Origin of the sequence: Terribacillus sp. JSM ZJ617 (assembly GCF_044383785.1) — a bacterium.
Lineage (GTDB): Bacteria > Bacillota > Bacilli > Bacillales > Amphibacillaceae > Terribacillus.
In genome coordinates this window covers 21,267-37,838 of sequence record NZ_JBISEQ010000005.1, presented here as the reverse complement: position 1 = coordinate 37,838, position 16,572 = coordinate 21,267, and the positions used below count along the sequence as shown (strand labels likewise).

Genomic DNA, 16,572 nt, shown 5'->3' with positions numbered 1-16,572 from the left:
TCGTTTATGACTCTGACAGATAATGATCAGGATTTCTTTATCTTCGGATAACCCTTGCATTTATGCGCAGAATAACCTCGATTAATCATAAAGGAGTGTCCAGAATGAAAGAAATACTGCAGCAAGTAAAAGACAACTTAGAAAGAACGTTTGACCATCCTGATTCAAATGATTTAACTAGCAGTATTGCATTGCTGGAAACAGCTATAGAACAATATGGTGATAAAGGGACTATGCTGCAAGATGCGATTCGTTCTTTAACACACGCACAAAATGCCAAAAACCAGCTTGAGTACGCGGGTGACATCTCTTCATCGGCATCTTTCGGACAAGCGTACACAGCTGTTAATCAAGCTCTATCTTCGTATGACAAATAACAGTTATATCTCAAGCAGTTTCAAGATTGTTTATTTAGATCCTGAACAGCTTAACAGCCATCCCTTTAATGCAAGACTGTCATGTCTTAATGAATGGTGTACTGGATTCTCTGACAGCTTAGATGCCATAGAAAAAACCTACTGCCTATCGCAGTAGGTTCTATATTTATTTATGAAGCAATTGGCTTCGTCGGCGTTTTCGGTGCTTGTTTTGGGTAGTGATTTCTTAGGTATGGCATTACCCAGCGATCTAGCCCGTACCGTCCAGCATTAGCTCCTGCGACTAGCAGGAAGACAGTAAGCAAGACCATTTGTGCGTTTGTGCTGACGGTGCCGCTGAACAGGAAGGCGAAGTTCATTGTTATTCCCATTAGAGCTGCGAAGTTGGTAAAGACTCCGAGAATAAGTGCGATTCCGACAAGTATTTCTCCCCACATGACGAGGAAGCTGAACAACCCTGCGTTTGGCAATGCGACCTGTTCCAGGAAGACCGCCCACCAGCCTTGCACCGCTGGATGATCTCCGCCGGCTTGCGCGACAGCGCCTTGCAGGAAGCCACTTGCATCAAAACCACCGCCGGTCAGTTTGCCAAGTCCGCCTGTTAACCAGCTATAGCCTAGATAAATCCTAATTACTGCCCAAAGTGCCGCTGCTGCTTTACTATTTCGAATCCATTGTATGATCATTTTCTTCCACACTCCATCCATGAAAATAGTTTGTTAAACATTTCACATATAAGATTGAGATGGATTAGCGCTTTTCCTTCTACACTTGTAGTATAAGCGAAAGGATCAGATTGCGCTCAGATTTGTGAACGTTTTCACAAATTTGCAATATTCCTTTTACAGTTTTGTGAACGTAGACAAAATGCTGTTTCAAATGGTTTTCTTTTTCCGTCCACTTGCCATATCATTCTCTGACTTGGAGTTAATCTAATTTAGCAATGGGCAGAACTCATTCTTCCGACAAACCTATAGCTATAATAAAAGAAACGAGGCATAGCCTCGTTCTTTTATTCGTAGATGGCCTTACCGATACGTATCATGTGTCGGCACGAACAGATCTTCCTCAGCCTGCCGGACGACTGAGAAATGGTCGACATTATAGTGACCGTGCAGAATCTGATTGTGATGCTGGATGATTTGCTCCGCTGTCAGAACATCAGAACCGGCTGTTGAGTGACCATCTGCTACGAGTGTTACATCCATGCCTTGTACAGTTGCAGTACGAACTGCCGTGTCAATACAATGCTGGGTTTCACAGCCCATGATAACAAGATGGGTAAATCCTTCATCTTTTACAAACTCCAATAATCCTGTTCCGTAGAATGCATTTGTTGCCTGCTTGTCAAAGATGGGCGCTTCCGGCGGTGCTTGAATATCCGGATGAATCTGGAATCCAGCTCCTTTTCCTTCGGCAACATCTGTATCGCGGACGAAAAGGATAGCGGCATCTGCCGTTTGTGCTTTAGTGATGACCAAATTAATTTGCTCTATTAGATTTTCTTTTCGGTAAACAGGTCTCTCTCCTGCTCCTCCTTCAATTAGTGCTTGCTGTGCATCGATAATCAATAATGCTTGCTTCAATAAAAGCTCCCCTTTAGCTGATTGCTAGGACTCTCCTGCTTTGCGACTTGTATGCTGTCTTAGTCTGTTTCATACTGAACCGCCTCCTACTTGAAAATTAACTGTAGTATACACTACTTCCTAGTAAAATGGTGTCTTTTTCCAATCGAAAGATGTTTATTGTCTGCTCAATCCGGTTATCTATACCGTGTAATAGAACACGTGAGGAGGATTAACATGGCAAAGAATAAATTAGCACTTCATGAAACGTTGGAAGTACACGAAGTACTTACTCTGAAGCAAAGCTGCCTCGTGAAATCCTATGCATTACAATCCCTGGCCGAAGATGACACTTTGAGAATGATTCTGGATAATGATGTAACTAGTTCAGAGAAAGCAATCAAGGAATTGCAGGAAGTCCTATCTTAATAAAGGAAGGTGATTGGAATGAGTATCACGGAAAAATTGAAGACAGCAGGAAAAATGCGTGATGAGTTAATTGCGACGGAATTACTGGTTTCAGCTAAAGCCACTGTCAGAACCTATGCGGTTGCACTGACAGAAACTGCATCTCCTGATGTACGAAAGGTTTTGAAGAAACAATTGGATCAAGCAATTGATAATCACGCCAAAATCGCAGATTACATGATCAAAAATGACATGTACTATGCGCATGATGTGGACAAACAATTGAAACATGATAAAGAAAAAATCGAGAAGTCACTCGAATTAGTGAAATAAAATAAACCTCGTACAGCCAGGGCGCTGTACGAGGTTTTTCTTTATTAAAATTGCAGTTCTTTACTTCTCCATAGATAGGTTTGAATCAGCTGATTCGTATCCTCAAGATCCTTTACCGATACGACCTGTGTTGTCTGGTCAAGATTCTCGATCGGGATATTCAAGACGCCTACCGGAATTTTAGTGGATATCTTTTTGTAACGATGTCTGAATAGGAATTCCAACTGAAATGGAATGTCATGAGCAATGGCTAAATCGACGAGCTGATTTTTCAAAGTCTGATTGATTGGAATTGTTTTGTCTGCCACTTTGATCGCAACGCCGCTTCCTAATTCGATGGCTCCTCGGCTTTTATGCGCAATTCTTTGGCGAGGGACGGATCCGATAAAAAAGGCTGCTTCTCCTTCGAGCTGATAGGTAAGCTGCTTTTTGTTATGAATCGGAAAGAAGATGATAGTGATTTCTCCTTCAGATGTATTCCATTGCTGCAGAAGATTGATTGCAATTGCCGGCGCCACTTTATTATCCAGCCCTTTCCCGACGACTCTTCCGCTCACTTCGTCACCAAGATACAGAAAATCATCAAAAAGCGTTACATGATCACCAGGCTCAACGCCCATCTCTCGCGCATCATTTTCTGAGTTCGCCCCGATGTCAATCAGAGCTGCATGCTGCTCTGCTTCACCTGTCTTGATCACGCCCTGCACTAATCCATCCTTAGTCTCCACTTGTACAGTCTGCCCCTGAGCATAGGTGAGCGAGAAATAGTTTGCATCCGCTACAAGCGCGCCCGATTCCGTTATCGACGTCACCACGTAAATCTCTTCCTTTACCTCAGCGAGCAAGGTTATCTTCGGCGAATACTTTTCTCCATATTTACGGACAATAAGATTCCCCCGACTGTCAAAGTGCATCTCATCTGCGAATGGTGTAATCTTATCGACGATCTGTGAAACAAATGACTGATTGTACCCTTTGTACTTGGATAGTTCCCGAATCAATTCAAACATGTTGCCTTCCCCTTTCTGTAGGCAGCGGGACAAATACAAAAGCCTCTCGTGCAAGATGCGTCGAGAGGCTTCCTCTATTCATCTTATCTGCCGGCTATGAACCGATGGAATTAGCACAGTATCTGTTGTCAGACCTGCTGCTGAGGTTTCAATGGGCCATATCCCTCCACCTCTCTGGATAAGAAACATATACAGTTTTCAGAAAGTTTACCAGACAACGATTAGATTGTCAATATATCTTATCGGGTTACTCGGATTAACAAATGTAAATTGCTTTAGAGAACCATAATATGCGGGCATAAGAATGATTTAGCACAATTAAAATTAATGAACCACCTAATTGATTTTATTGGTATATTTATACATATGTATTGCGGGAGGGAGATACTTGAATCCAATACCAGAGAAACATTCTTACAATGATTACTTGAATGAATCAGATGTAAGCGACTTCTCACATCCTCTGATCAAAGAGAGGATCAGTGAGCTGATTTCATCTCAAATGTCCGAAATAGAAAAAGTCAGCGCAGTATTCCATTATGTTCGAGATAGTATAGCGCACTCATGGGATATTCAAAGCAAGCGAGTGACTTGCAGAGCATCAGAAGTCCTTACATACAAAGAAGGTATCTGTTATGCAAAATCTAATTTGTTCGCTGCCATGTTAAGATCAGTAGGAGTTCCCACTGGATTTTGCTACCAAAGATTGACGCTATTTGATACACCTGATAAAGGATATTGCATACATGCCCTAAATGGAGTTTATATCAAAGACTTAAATAAGTGGATCCGTTTGGATGCACGCGGAAACAAACCTGGCATACAATCCGAGTTCTCACTGGACGAAGAGCAATTAGCATTCCGGATTAATGAAGAATATGGAGAAATAGATTATCCTATTATCTATGCTGCACCCAATACAAAGACAATCCACACTTTAGAAACAAGCAAAAATGCTCTGAATATGTATAAGAATCGATTACCTGATTTTTTATGATATTGAAAAGGATCATATATGGAAGGAATGATTATAATGAGTTGGGAAGCCAGACGTGTCATTGCTGTTTTATTTATTGCTATTCCTCTTTTAATCGCAATTTATCTTTGTTTTAATAGTCATTTATTATTTCAAAATAGCTTTGACATGACCGATGGTGATGTTATAGGCAGGACTCTAATTATCATATTTACACTTTATCTTTTCACGAAGATAGGCTTCGTTATTTTTAAAAGTGCGCAAAAGCAGCCTTAATACTAAAAACTTCATACAGCATAACTAAACCCTCGAACAATTAAATTGTTCGAGGGTTCTATATATACTACTGATTATTATCACAAGCTGTTTGCTAAACAGAATAATTCGCCGGCATCCAGCTTGCCCCAACTCCGCCACGACCAAAATGGATTGCCATAACAGAACTGATTTCATTGCTGATAAATACTTCTGCTTTATCACCGCATATCTCCAATGCATGCTTTAACTCATTGGCAAGGTCAATGGAATTTACATGTGTAATACGAACAACTTGTTTACCTGATTGTTCAATATCATGTCTTAATCTTTCCAGCATCCACTTTAACAGACGTTTCTTGGTACGAACCTTACCCATAACCTCTAATTTTGCATCCTTAAAACCGATAATTGGTTTAATATGCAATAAGTTTCCGATCCTTGAAGCAGTTTTCGAAATGCGACCAGTACGTACTAGCGTTGTCAGGTCATTAATCGTAAGGTACAGCTGTCCATGTGTACGATAATATTCAATTGCCTCTAATAGTTCGTCAAACGATTTACCTTGTTCCATGAGCTCACACACTTTAACGACGATATTTTCTACTCCAATAGAAGCCGAATTCGTATCGATGACGGTAATTTTTTCTTTTGCACCTTCGATGGAATCCCTTGCTATACGGGCGGAATTGACGGTACCGCTTACATTTTCTGTACAATGTAGGCTGATAATAGCATCGTATTTTGCCAATAATTCTTCATAAAGGTTTACAAATACCTCTGGTGAAGGCAGGGAAGAAGAATAAGAAGCTCCCTCATCTATAAAACGAAATAACTGATCATTCGTAATCTCTTTTAAATCAATATAGGACTTATCATCTACGACAACATTTAAATGCGCGTAATATATAAAAGGATATTTCTGTAAATCCTCTTCTCTCAAGTTCGTAAGACTATCTGTGACAATTGCAATTTTCATATATTCACCTCTAATTCAGTATAACTTGTAAATCAAATAAAGAAACAAGAAAATTAGGAAATTAGTAATAAAATCAGTCAAGAAAATACATACAAATATCACAAATTTCCGTTTACTGTTACTTTGGATAAATTCGGAAGGTATTTGGAGCGCGGAATGATTTATTGTCTTGATATTAATCCTATTCATCTACATATAAAATACCCAAATTCCTATGGTTTTCAATCATCTTTAACTAAATATAGCTAATAAAAAAGCTGCCGGTCTCCCGGCAGCTTTTCTTATTCTGGTGCTGTTTCATGTGCCGGAGTAGTCAAATCGACTTCCTCCAGTTTATGCACCTTCGTTTTCTTTTTCACTTTAAATATGATCCAGCAAAGCAGGAATACTGGAATACCAATATAAGACGCAATCAAGGTGCCCCATTCAATTCCATCTGCTGTGAAAGCAGAGAAGCTCTGACCGACAATAACGATGATACATAGCACGAAGGCAAGAATCGGCGCTGCCGGATAGAATTTCGCTGTGTATGGTAAATCCTTGATGTCATTTCCTTGGGCAATATATGCTTTACGGAATCGATAATGACTGACAGCAATACCTACCCAGACGATGAAGCCGGCCATACCTGACACGTTCAATAGCCATGTGTACACGACACCATTTCCGAAGAAGGATGTCAGGAAAGCGACACAGCCAACTGCTGCTGTTGCAATCAATGCGTTCACAGGAACGCCGTTCTTGTTTAGCTTACCAAGGAAAGCTGGCGCTTTTCCTTCTTTCGCCAAGTTCCAAAGCATCCGTGTACTTGCATACATACCGGAGTTACCGGCAGACAGGACAGCGGTAAGGATTACCGCGTTCATGACAGATGCAGCAAACGCAATACCCGCTTTTTCGAACACAAGCGTGAATGGGCTCAAACGCACATCATCACTTGCAAGGCTTTCTGTTGTGTACGGAATGAGCATCCCGATAATGAAAATCGCCAAAATGTAGAACAGCAGGATACGCCAGAAAACAGACCGAATCGCTTTTGGAATCGATTTTCTAGGATTGTCTGCTTCTCCAGCAGCCGCTCCGAGCAGCTCTGTTCCCTGGAAAGAGAAGCCTGCTGCCATGAAGACACCGATCAATGCCAGAAAGCCGCCATTGAATGGTGCGTCTTCCACAGTGAAGTTGGAGAATCCAGGTGAGTCGCCGCCAAGGATTCCAATGATCATCAATAAACCAACAATGATGAAAATGATGACTGTTACGACTTTGATCAAGGCGAACCAATATTCGGATTCACCGAACCCTTTAACAGAAATATAATTCAATAAGAACATGATGATTAGACTGATAGCACTCCAGATCCAAGATGGTGCATCCGGGAACCAGAATCCCATGATCAATGTTACGGCAACGAGCTCAGCCGCAATTGTGATGGCCCAGTTGAACCAATAGTTCCAGCCTAAAGCGAATCCGAATGATTCATCGACAAAACGTGATCCATATGTGCTGAAGCTTCCGGATACAGGCATGAATGCTGCCATTTCTGCCAAGCTTGTCATCAAGAAGAAGACCATACAGCCAATCAGCGCATATGCAAGCAATGCTCCTCCTGGTCCTGCACTGCTAATAGCTCCTCCGCTGGCAAGGAATAATCCTGTACCGATTGTACCTCCAAGGGAGATCATTCCTAAGTGACGGGCTTTCAGTTCTCTGCGTAAACCCGGTCTTTTCGTGTTGTTACTCACTTTCTTTCCCCTCTCTGTTTCTTTCGTCCGTTGCGCTATAGATACGAAAAAAGGCCATCCCGGATAGTTTGCTCTATCGGAACGGCCTTTACTTATAAACAGCATCATTCTCACAAAGATAGCGCAACACGCCAGCTTTGCGACTGACGTGACAGTCCTGCCCCTATTCGAGTGCAGGCCCAGCCAGTAGGAATGGAGAATCCATCCGGCTTCGGCAGCTGTTCCTTTCCATCCTGATCAACGATATCTCCTGATCTCCCAGTCTGTACTCATAACAGCCGCAACCTCTACCTCATCAAATGATGAGGATTTGTATGCAATTAAAAAACCTTTTTAACTGTACTACACACATCGACTTATTTCAACAAGAAATTTTTTCTACATGAAGAAACACGCGGCAAGCGCGTGTCCCCGTTTTTATATAAGCTGTCTCTTGCTGTTTCTGGCTGGCCTGTTATCCCCTTTATTTCGCAAGGATGGCATGATCCAGCGATCGACACCGTACCGGCCAGCATTCGCGCCACCAATGAGCAGCACTAAGCCTAGGATGATCAATACCAAGTTCTGCTGAATCGCACCGCTTAATAGGAATGAGATATTCATCAATATTCCCATAAAAGCTGCAAATCCAGTAAAGGCACCAAGCAGCAGCGTCAAACCGACCAGAGTCTCTCCCCACATGACGAGGAAGCTGAAAACCTCTGCATTCGGAAGGACTATTCCTTCCAGGAAACTTCCCCACCAGCTCTGGATGACACCGGCGTCAGAGCGCGCTAATGCACCTTGGACAAATCCACTGGCATCAAAGTTTCCGCTCATCAGCTTACCTAAGCCGGCTGACAGGAACGTGTACCCAAGATATAACCTGATCACTAGAAAAACGCTTGCTGCTCCCTTACTCTGCCGTAAGTCGTTTGTCATATGTTTCCCTCTCCTATCGCTGCCAGAGTTGTAAACCGATGTGGTTCGGCACTTCCACAGCTCTAGTATAAAAGGAAATAAATAAGATGGAATATTTATACATGAAACGTAATAAAATAGTAATAATTTTAGTATAATTTAAATATATCTCCTAGATAGGCACTATATAGACAGATGCTGGTTTTTCGTGATTCTTAGGTGACAGGCAGAAGGTCCTGACATATTAATTGTTTTTTACAGCACCGCAAGGCGGTAATAGTAATTTGCCTTCTCTTCTTCTCCTTTTAGCGTATAGTAATCAGCCATACGCAAGCTATAATAATGGACACTGGCTCTATCATCAATTGCTTTATAATAGGCAATGCCTTCTGCCCATACTGCTTCAAAATTATCACAGTCGACGAATTGCTTATGGAGCATGGCGAACGCCCATTGGTGGTTCTTATCCTTCTCTTTCTTACTCCTGGTAAATCCAATCTGGTAGTATTTCATTGCTTCTTGGTGGTGATTAGCACGGAAGAGGGATTCTGTCAGATAGTAGAGGCTCTTCAAGTAATGAGAGCAAGGAGTGGCATGTACAGCTTGATCAAAGCAGTCGGCTGCTTTATCGAATTTTTGCTGCACAAAATAAAGCAATCCAAGATTGTGATGGACCATTGATGCCAAATCAAGAGATGTTTCATCTGCATTATGATAACAGTCGAGTGCATCGTATAAATAGGTCTCGGCTTGTTTGAAGTTTCGTATCTCCAGGTGATTCAGTCCGAGCAGCAGCTTGCATTTCGTAAGGTGATACTGCTGCTTGTAAGATGTTGCATAACGCATTGCTTTATTCGCATTCAGTACTGATAGTGCCGGTATACCAGTACGATAATAAGCATGAGCCAGTTTATAATAGAAATCCGCTTTTTCTTCATCCTCTGTTAGATAAAGCTCTGCATGCTCATAATACCTTATTGCGTCTTTCCATCTTTTATTTTTAAACTGAACCTGCCCTTTAAAATAATGATAGAAGTATTCATTTTGTTGAGAAAGGGAGTGATTGCCTGCTTCGAATTGATCCAATAGATACCCAGCAGTCAGCAATTGTCCAAGCATCACCTGGTAGCGAATAGTAAGCAGATCAGCAGTAATTAACACTTCCTCTAATCCAATGTCTTTCCTCATCGTATCAATAATATCTGCCAGCATTGCTGCTTCCTCTTGTTTTTCCCGTTTCATCACATCATAGAAGTCTTGCAGCAGCTCGCTAAAATCTTTATCTGTGACTGATAAAACCAGGCCCATAGTTACTCCTCCCCCTTATTTATATGATTCTGTTTATTACTATCCTATTATTAGAAATTTGCTATTTATTTTACTTCTCTATCCGATATTTATTTCCTGCCTATTTCCTAAAAACAAAAAAGGATTGGCGGTAGATCACCGCCAATCCTCCTATTTATTTTGTACCATGCTTCTGATTTCTGATAAATCGACTATTCTCGGCAGCTTTACAAGCTGATTATATGATTGATCTTTAACAAACACTTTTGTTGATGAATCTTCCAGCAGGGTGTTCAACACATGCGGCTTGTCATCAAAATAATAATCCAGCTGCAGTTCTTTAATGATGTGTACTTTTTCCTCGTCCTGCATGCCATAGCAGAATTGCTCATCCTTGATCGGAAAACCAAGAGCACGCATCCATTCCATTGTCCTTTCGCCATGCTCCTTCGGTCTTGAGGTAATATAATAAATCTCATGTCCCTCCCGATCCAGTTCCTGCAATAGCTCGACCGCACCTGGGAAAGGCGGACAAGTAGTATAGTAGATTTCCTCCAAAGTGGAATTCCACATCTCCAAACCCTGTTCATCCGTCAACCCGAATGGTTCATGGATTTCGACACGTTCAAGCTGATGGAACACAGCAAGCGGAATGTTCTGATTCAGTTTTTTATTATAAATCTGGAAGGCATGCTCCCGCAGATTGATGAGCGTATCATCGATATCAAAGCCAAATCTCATTATTCCATATCCCCTTTATCGTAGCGCGGATAGCCAATGAATTTGAAATCTTGTCCGATTTTAATGATGTCTGTATCAGTCAATTCCACTGCATCAGCCATTTTAGCGAAACCTGTTCCTTCCAGGAAAGTTGGCGCATCTTTCCCGCCAACCAATTTTGGAGCAAAGTACAGCACAGCTTTATCAATGAGATGGTTCTCCAAGAAGGACGCATGAATACTGCCTCCTCCTTCGATCAAAACGGATGAAATAAGCTGCTCTCCAAGTGTCTTGACTACTTCCTTCACGTCTGCACGGCTCGATCCGCTTGTCCGAAATATTTTTATCCCCTGTGACAATAAAGCTTTTTCTTTCTCCTCATCTGCCTGCTGGCTTGTGAAAATCCAAGTGTCTGCTAATTTATCAGTGAGCACTTTGCTATCCATCGGTATGCGCAGAGTGGAGTCCAATATAATTCGAATTGGATTCCGTCCATTCGGTATTCTGGCAGTCAGTTCAGGATCATCTTCTATGACTGTATTCACACCAACGAGAATTGCCATGTTCTCATTGCGCAGCTGATGGACGTCCTGCCTGGAAGCTGCAGAAGTAATCCACTTACTATCAAGTGAGCGGGTGGCAATTTTGCCGTCTAAGGTGGTACCTGCTTTTAACGTAATAAACGGTTTTTTCTCTACGATGAACTTATTGAATACCTCATTCATCTTGCTGGCCTCTTCTTCCCGGACACCTATGATTACTTCAATACCAGCTTCTTCGAGGATTTTCACTCCGTTTCCTGATACAACTGGATTCGGATCAAGCGTGGCAATGACTACTTTTTTCAAGCCGGCCTCTTTAATGGCTACAGCACATGGTCCTGTGCGTCCATGATGGGAACAAGGCTCGAGCGTGACATAAATCGTCCCGCCCTTTGCTTTTTCTCCCGCCATCCGGATAGCATGAATCTCGGCATGCGGTTCACCGGCTTTCAGATGGGTACCGATACCGACAATATGATTGTCGTTCACAATCACCGAACCTACCAATGGATTCGGATCGGTTTGCCCTTTTATTGCCTTGGCGTTCTGCAAGGCCAAATCCATATAAAATGTATGATCAGTCATTGCTGCAGATCTCCTCATCGCCTAGGTGGCCGGAACGGACGATCTTCGTCTTCAGGTAATTCTCGTTGAACTCAGACACATCTCCCCATAACGCTGAGCGTCCGGAAAGCTGCATACCTGCCTGTTCCATTGCTGCGAGCTTACGCGGGTTATTCGTCATCAGCGTAACAGGTTTCGTGCGCAATGCTTTCAGTACTTGGATCGCATCCGTATAGTCACGGGAATCATCCACGAAGCCAAGGCTTTCATTCGCTTCTACTGTGTCATAACCATTTTCCTGCAGGATGTAGGCCATCGCTTTACTGAACAAACCGATTCCTCGTCCTTCATGATTAGCCAAGTAGAACAACGCTCCTGTGCCATGCTCGACAATTCGCTGCATGGACTGCTTCAGCTGAAAGCCGCAATCACAGCGTTTACTGCCAAAAATATCGCCTGTATGGCAGATGGAATGCATGCGGATCAGCGCATCTTCTGCTTCGGCAAAGTCACCATAAACCAATACACTGGACTGCTGCATTTCCGCCAGGTTCATATCAGATAATTTTTCGATGATTTCTTCATAATCCTTGGCTACTTCATCGCAATTCAGCCAGCAGTACCATTGGAAGGTAACTGTTTCTCCGTAAAGGTTAACAGGCAGCTTGATAGGGCCGACAAGATAAATGGCTCCCTCTGCTGTTGGAATAAGTTGAATTTTATCTTTCAAGATCGAAATGGCTTTCGATTCTAGTTTCATTTCTGTCATCATTTTTCTCCTTTTTTATCAGTGTACGTTAAATAACTGGATTTATGTAGGCACCAGTCCGCCAATACCTTCTTCTCAAATTGAGGTGTTTCTCCTTCTTCCATCATAGTATGACAGTCAAGATCTTAGAAGTAGGCACATCAAGGTTATTTAGTATCCAAAAGGTAACTATACACCGAATGACAAGCAGGGAAAATAAAAAGGCTCCACTCCTAGAGGAGGCTGGAACCTTATTCTACACGGTTAACGATGCTACTTTATAAGGCAAAATTTTGTTCAAATCGGCCAAGGTAAGTTCTACCTGGTAACCGATTTTGCCTGCACTGAAAATAATGCTTTCGAAATGTGAAGCAGCGACGTCCACGACAGTCCGGTAAACCTTTTTCATCCCAATTGGTGAACAGCCACCGTGAACATATCCAGTAAGCGGAAGCAATTCCTTCGCCGGCAGCATACGGATCGACTTCTCCCCAGCACTCGCGGCAGCCAGCTTTAGGTCCAACTCTTTTTTCACTGGTATGACAAAGACAAAATACTGATTGGATTTGCTGACAGTGACCAGTGTTTTAAACACCTGAGCTGGATTTTGTCCTAATGCCTCTGCCACCTCAGCTCCGCTTATCGCATCTGTATCAGCGTAGCTATAGGATTTGTATGGGATTTTCTTTTGATCCAGCATACGCATGACATTCGTTTTATAGTCCATCGTAAACACTCCTTCTCTTGCCGCTTTACTTACAATCGTTTTACGAGAAATAATCCAGCTGTCATCAAAAATACAATTCCCACGCCATATAATGCAACAATACCGAGCTCAATCGTTTCGTAGCCTATTCCAAAAAGTATGAGCAGGAGTATACCTGAAAGCAGCCATACTCCTATAGAAGCTGCTGCTACATAATCTTTCAGCATTCTGACTGTGCGCTCATCCATTTCCGGCTGTCGTCTTCTGTCCTTCAACCAGCTGATCAGCATAGGCAAGCAGATGCCGCCGGCCATGCCGACCAGGATGAACAGGAGCAATCCTTTGCCCGACGGGAAGTCTTCGCCAATAAGATTCAATCCGAGCCAGCAGCCTAGGAAACAGCAGCACGTAATACTTACATATACCAGTAATTCATAACGCTTCTTCATCTTTCGCATATGCTTACTCCTCCTCCACATTAAAAAGCTGTTCAAACGGAACGTCAAAATACGCAAGCAGCCGAAAAACCAATTCTAAACTTGGATTGTATTTTCCTTTCTCGATAGCATTGATTGTCTGTCGTGTGATACCTAGTTCCTCTGCCATCTTTACTTGGGTAATATGACGAGCTTGCCGCATTTCCCTTACTTTGTTTTTAACTTTCATCTGCAACCTATCCTATCCACATGTAAAGGTACCTTTACAAATCATCATATACCAAAAAAAGACCAAATGTAAAGGTCACTTTACACCCGGTCTTTGCATATCAGCTAAAAACATCTTTACTTCTAAAGGACTTTTCAATGTAATGATTTGCTTGTCCATTTTCAGGTCCATAAGCAATTGATGCATCTGGGGACGTTTTTTACTGGGGAACTCCCAAATCCATTTAGGGAACTGCAAATCAATTTTCTCCTTACAATCTGCCTGCATATCAGGACGTGATCGATTATGATACATGAGGCGCCTTTTCAGGACACGGTACAGACAAAGAGTCCGCGGCATATCCAGAAAAATGATGGTATCGGCTGCTTCCAGCCGGATGTCTAGCGTGCTCTGGTAGTTGCCATCGATAATCCAGCTTTCCTGGTTTACTAATTGTGATTGAATCTGCTTTTGTTCTTCTCGCGGTGTAAGTGTCCAATTCGGTTTCCAAAGAATAGCGTCCAAATGCCACACTTCTATATCCAGTATCCTTCCAATATCCATAGCCAAAGTGGACTTGCCAGATCCACTGGAACCGACTAATGCAATTCTCTTCATCGTATGCACGCAGCTTACACTCCTGCTAATTCCTTATCCAGCTCCAATTCTGAAATTACACGAATTCCAGCTCGTCTGAACATAGCTGTCGTGACACCGGCTCCAGACTGCTTCAAGCCTTGGAAAGTACCGTCATAAATCATATTGCTTCCGCAAGATGGGCTGTTTTCCTTTAATACAACCAAATCCACATCCTGCTCATTAGCGATGGCTAGGGCATGTGCTGCACCTTCTATGTACATACTGGTAACATCTGTTCCGGAGTACTCGATGACCCTTGCTTTGCCATCTAACACGTCATACCCATTCCCCCCGACGATCTCAGCTGGTTCCCTTGGGGTTACGAATCCCCCTAATAATTCCGGGCACACGCTGATCGCTTTTTTCTGGGCAATCAGCTGCTCCACAATCGTATCGGTGGCTGGGGTTCCATTGTAACGTACTGGTTTTCCTGCCAAACAAGCACTTACCATAATCATAAGATTCCCCCTTACATTTCTGGTTTAGGATCATACTATGAGTATAAAACATTACTGTGCTGCCATTGTTACAGTCATTCCAAGCTCAGCTGTGTGCTCCTGATTACATTATACCGAAGTATACTGTAAATCAAAAAGGCCTCATCCATAGGATAAGGCCCTCTTCATGACAGCAAATCGTCTATCTTCTTCGTATATGGCTTAAAATCAACTGAGCCGTAGAATTGACCTATCAGCCGAACCGGATCTCCAAAAAAGAAATATTCATATAAAGTCTCCCTTGTTCCGAAAGAAGACATAACAAAGTCCCAAGCAAGCCGGAACAGCTTCACACGATCCTTGCCTAGCTTCGTTTTACTCTGAAGATAATGATTCAATTCTGTTCCTTTTTCTGATTTAAACGCGTGCAACGGCGGGATACTCATCATGCCGCTTGCTCCAAGCTGGTGAATAGTAGGTGCAATTTCAGGATATTTACGTGCAAATAGATTGGATGCCACTTGCAGCGGCTTTAAATCAGGACAAAACGTCCCCCATTGATCAGGTGCTGCACCTGCTTCTGCTTGCTGCAGAAGTGATTGAAGTACCTCCGCTAAAATGACAAGGTTAGCTGCTTTTTCCTGAACATGCTGGTACTCTGCAATATTGATTTCCTCTATTAAGGATTGGACGAGGCCAATCGCAAATTCCAGCTTAACAATCCGGCGGATCAACACTTGATGCAAGGTGAAGGCTGCGAAATTGCTTTGGTTCTTAAAGCTGCTTGCTACTGTGACATTATCATAATAGAAAATGCGCTCCCATGGAATGAGTACTTTATCAAACAATACAATTGTATCTATCTCTTCGTACCTGGCACTCAGCGGATAATCGGCTGTACTCTTCCCTCCGGCAAATGACTCTCTTGCCACAAACGTCAAGCCGTCTGCATTACTCGGAATGGCGAATCCAAACCCTCTATCCTGCTCAAAGCCGCCTGATGACAACACTACTAGTTCATCCGTAATGCCGCCTTGCGTTGCCAAAAGCTTTGCTCCTTGAATAATTATCCCCTCAGCATTACGGTCCACGATTTTAGCAGCAATCGGCTCATCACTCTGCTCAAAATAGAAATCGGCTCTGTTCACCTGAGGATCAATGAAAGTATGCGTCATCGTCAAATCATGCTGTCTGACATATTCATAATAACTTCGCAAGTGATCAGGGAAGCAGTTATCCTTTCCTTCCAATAACGAAGCGGAAGATGCGAGTGCCATCAGTACGGTATTCATATAATCCGGGCTGCGGCCAACCATTCCATTTGTCTGTTCCGCCCAGCATCTGATCATACCGCTCCGTCTTTTCAAGTCGTCCTTCGTTTCAGGTTTGAGAAAGGAAAGACCATAACGCTCTCCTGTATCACTATCTGTATATGTCAAAACATCTGCGTAAGCAGGATCATGCTGCAAATCGTACAATCCTGCTTGCGTACGCATTACTCCGCGAAATGCACCATGCTTGGAAAGAGGCTTCTTCACAATTGATTTACCATTCAATACTTTGTTGCCTAACGCATCAATACTGGTTAGATAGGCATCTCCAGTTCTGATAGCCAAACCACACCCACCCCTGTCATTTTGTTATCCAAAACGGATAAGCCGTTCTTCTCATGCAGATACTAGAGCTGTTATTCTCCCTTTCGTCTTTCTATGACCGTACGTACTGCTGCAAGGAAGACG

At 42.7% G+C, this 16,572-nt stretch carries 21 protein-coding genes and 2 riboswitches; of the genes, 5 read left to right on the top strand and 16 right to left on the bottom strand.

The features are described 5' to 3' along the window. Positions 1–104: 104 nt before the first annotated feature. Positions 105–377 carry a hypothetical protein gene (locus ACH6C1_RS15625; RefSeq protein WP_374078692.1) on the top strand — a complete coding sequence of 91 codons (273 nt, stop codon included), beginning with the start codon at positions 105–107 and terminating at the stop codon, positions 375–377. Between the two features lie 170 nt (positions 378–547). Here the strand turns inward: ACH6C1_RS15625 and ACH6C1_RS15620 are convergent, their stop codons facing one another. Together ACH6C1_RS15620 and ACH6C1_RS15615 are read right to left on the bottom strand one after the other, a co-directional pair. Next, on the bottom strand, positions 548–1,063 hold the full coding sequence (locus ACH6C1_RS15620; RefSeq protein WP_374078690.1) for a DoxX family protein: 516 nt from the start codon (positions 1,061–1,063) through the stop codon (positions 548–550). 342 nt (positions 1,064–1,405) lie between these two features. Next, positions 1,406–1,963 carry a cysteine hydrolase family protein gene (locus tag ACH6C1_RS15615; protein WP_374078687.1) on the bottom strand — a complete coding sequence of 186 codons (558 nt, stop codon included), beginning with the start codon at positions 1,961–1,963 and terminating at the stop codon, positions 1,406–1,408. A gap of 216 nt (positions 1,964–2,179) precedes the next feature. Here ACH6C1_RS15615 and ACH6C1_RS15610 point away from each other — a divergent pair, with 216 nt between their 5' ends. Further along, on the top strand, positions 2,180–2,371 hold the full coding sequence (locus ACH6C1_RS15610) for a spore coat protein (protein ID WP_095223290.1): 192 nt from the start codon (positions 2,180–2,182) through the stop codon (positions 2,369–2,371). A gap of 18 nt (positions 2,372–2,389) precedes the next feature. Beyond that, a complete protein-coding gene (locus ACH6C1_RS15605) occupies positions 2,390–2,683 on the top strand; it encodes a spore coat protein (RefSeq protein ID WP_095223289.1) in 294 nt (97 codons plus the stop codon). A 44-nt stretch (positions 2,684–2,727) separates the two neighbouring features. On the opposite strand, the gene ACH6C1_RS15600 is transcribed toward ACH6C1_RS15605, so the two are convergent. Next, positions 2,728–3,693 (bottom strand): hypothetical protein, encoded by a 966-nt coding sequence (locus ACH6C1_RS15600; RefSeq protein WP_374078684.1) that lies wholly within the window; start codon positions 3,691–3,693, stop codon positions 2,728–2,730. 80 nt (positions 3,694–3,773) lie between these two features. Then, a riboswitch (SAM riboswitch) is annotated at positions 3,774–3,878 on the bottom strand. A gap of 203 nt (positions 3,879–4,081) precedes the next feature. Here ACH6C1_RS15600 and ACH6C1_RS15595 point away from each other — a divergent pair. Both ACH6C1_RS15595 and ACH6C1_RS15590 read left to right on the top strand, forming a co-directional pair. Then, positions 4,082–4,690: a transglutaminase-like domain-containing protein gene (locus tag ACH6C1_RS15595; RefSeq protein ID WP_374078681.1), complete on the top strand. Its 609-nt coding sequence runs from the start codon at positions 4,082–4,084 to the stop codon at positions 4,688–4,690. An 18-nt stretch (positions 4,691–4,708) separates the two neighbouring features. Further along, positions 4,709–4,945 carry a hypothetical protein gene (locus ACH6C1_RS15590; RefSeq protein WP_374078679.1) on the top strand — a complete coding sequence of 79 codons (237 nt, stop codon included), beginning with the start codon at positions 4,709–4,711 and terminating at the stop codon, positions 4,943–4,945. A 94-nt stretch (positions 4,946–5,039) separates the two neighbouring features. Here the strand turns inward: ACH6C1_RS15590 and ACH6C1_RS15585 are convergent, their stop codons facing one another. From ACH6C1_RS15585 to hpaB, 13 genes are all read right to left on the bottom strand, one after another. Continuing rightward, the gene (locus ACH6C1_RS15585) at positions 5,040–5,903 is read right to left on the bottom strand and encodes a DegV family protein (RefSeq protein WP_374078677.1); all 864 of its coding nucleotides are present in this window, start codon (positions 5,901–5,903) and stop codon (positions 5,040–5,042) included. A gap of 281 nt (positions 5,904–6,184) precedes the next feature. Further along, the gene (locus ACH6C1_RS15580) at positions 6,185–7,750 is read right to left on the bottom strand and encodes an amino acid permease (RefSeq protein WP_374078983.1); all 1,566 of its coding nucleotides are present in this window, start codon (positions 7,748–7,750) and stop codon (positions 6,185–6,187) included. A gap of 6 nt (positions 7,751–7,756) precedes the next feature. Beyond that, positions 7,757–7,943: riboswitch (Lysine riboswitch) on the bottom strand. A 119-nt stretch (positions 7,944–8,062) separates the two neighbouring features. After that, entirely contained in the window at positions 8,063–8,566 is a 504-nt protein-coding gene (locus tag ACH6C1_RS15575) for a DoxX family membrane protein (protein WP_374078675.1), read from the bottom strand. Between the two features lie 234 nt (positions 8,567–8,800). Next, positions 8,801–9,853: a tetratricopeptide repeat protein gene (locus ACH6C1_RS15570; RefSeq protein ID WP_374078673.1), complete on the bottom strand. Its 1,053-nt coding sequence runs from the start codon at positions 9,851–9,853 to the stop codon at positions 8,801–8,803. 150 nt (positions 9,854–10,003) lie between these two features. Further along, a complete protein-coding gene (locus tag ACH6C1_RS15565) occupies positions 10,004–10,573 on the bottom strand; it encodes a 5' nucleotidase, NT5C type (RefSeq protein ID WP_374078670.1) in 570 nt (189 codons plus the stop codon). Further along, positions 10,573–11,679 (bottom strand): bifunctional diaminohydroxyphosphoribosylaminopyrimidine deaminase/5-amino-6-(5-phosphoribosylamino)uracil reductase RibD, encoded by a 1,107-nt coding sequence (gene ribD / locus ACH6C1_RS15560; protein ID WP_374078668.1) that lies wholly within the window; start codon positions 11,677–11,679, stop codon positions 10,573–10,575. The genes ACH6C1_RS15565 and ribD overlap by 1 nt, the downstream gene beginning before the upstream one ends. Next, complete coding sequence (locus tag ACH6C1_RS15555; protein ID WP_374078666.1) at positions 11,672–12,427, bottom strand: GTP cyclohydrolase II; 756 nt, start codon at positions 12,425–12,427, stop codon at positions 11,672–11,674. Before ACH6C1_RS15555 ends, ribD begins: the two co-directional genes overlap by 8 nt. A gap of 235 nt (positions 12,428–12,662) precedes the next feature. Then, positions 12,663–13,133, bottom strand: a complete 471-nt coding sequence (ybaK, locus tag ACH6C1_RS15550) for a Cys-tRNA(Pro) deacylase (protein WP_374078663.1) — start codon at positions 13,131–13,133, stop codon at positions 12,663–12,665. A gap of 29 nt (positions 13,134–13,162) precedes the next feature. Then, on the bottom strand, positions 13,163–13,570 hold the full coding sequence (locus ACH6C1_RS15545; RefSeq protein WP_374078661.1) for a hypothetical protein: 408 nt from the start codon (positions 13,568–13,570) through the stop codon (positions 13,163–13,165). 4 nt (positions 13,571–13,574) lie between these two features. After that, complete coding sequence (locus ACH6C1_RS15540; protein WP_374078659.1) at positions 13,575–13,778, bottom strand: helix-turn-helix transcriptional regulator; 204 nt, start codon at positions 13,776–13,778, stop codon at positions 13,575–13,577. Between the two features lie 75 nt (positions 13,779–13,853). After that, the gene (locus ACH6C1_RS15535) at positions 13,854–14,375 is read right to left on the bottom strand and encodes a DNA topology modulation protein (RefSeq protein WP_374078981.1); all 522 of its coding nucleotides are present in this window, start codon (positions 14,373–14,375) and stop codon (positions 13,854–13,856) included. A 14-nt stretch (positions 14,376–14,389) separates the two neighbouring features. Then, positions 14,390–14,854: a 2-thiouracil desulfurase family protein gene (locus ACH6C1_RS15530; RefSeq protein ID WP_374078657.1), complete on the bottom strand. Its 465-nt coding sequence runs from the start codon at positions 14,852–14,854 to the stop codon at positions 14,390–14,392. Positions 14,855–15,018: 164 nt separating this feature from the next. Next, positions 15,019–16,449, bottom strand: a complete 1,431-nt coding sequence (gene hpaB, locus ACH6C1_RS15525; protein ID WP_374078655.1) for a 4-hydroxyphenylacetate 3-monooxygenase, oxygenase component — start codon at positions 16,447–16,449, stop codon at positions 15,019–15,021. Between the last annotated feature and the right edge of the window lie 123 nt (positions 16,450–16,572).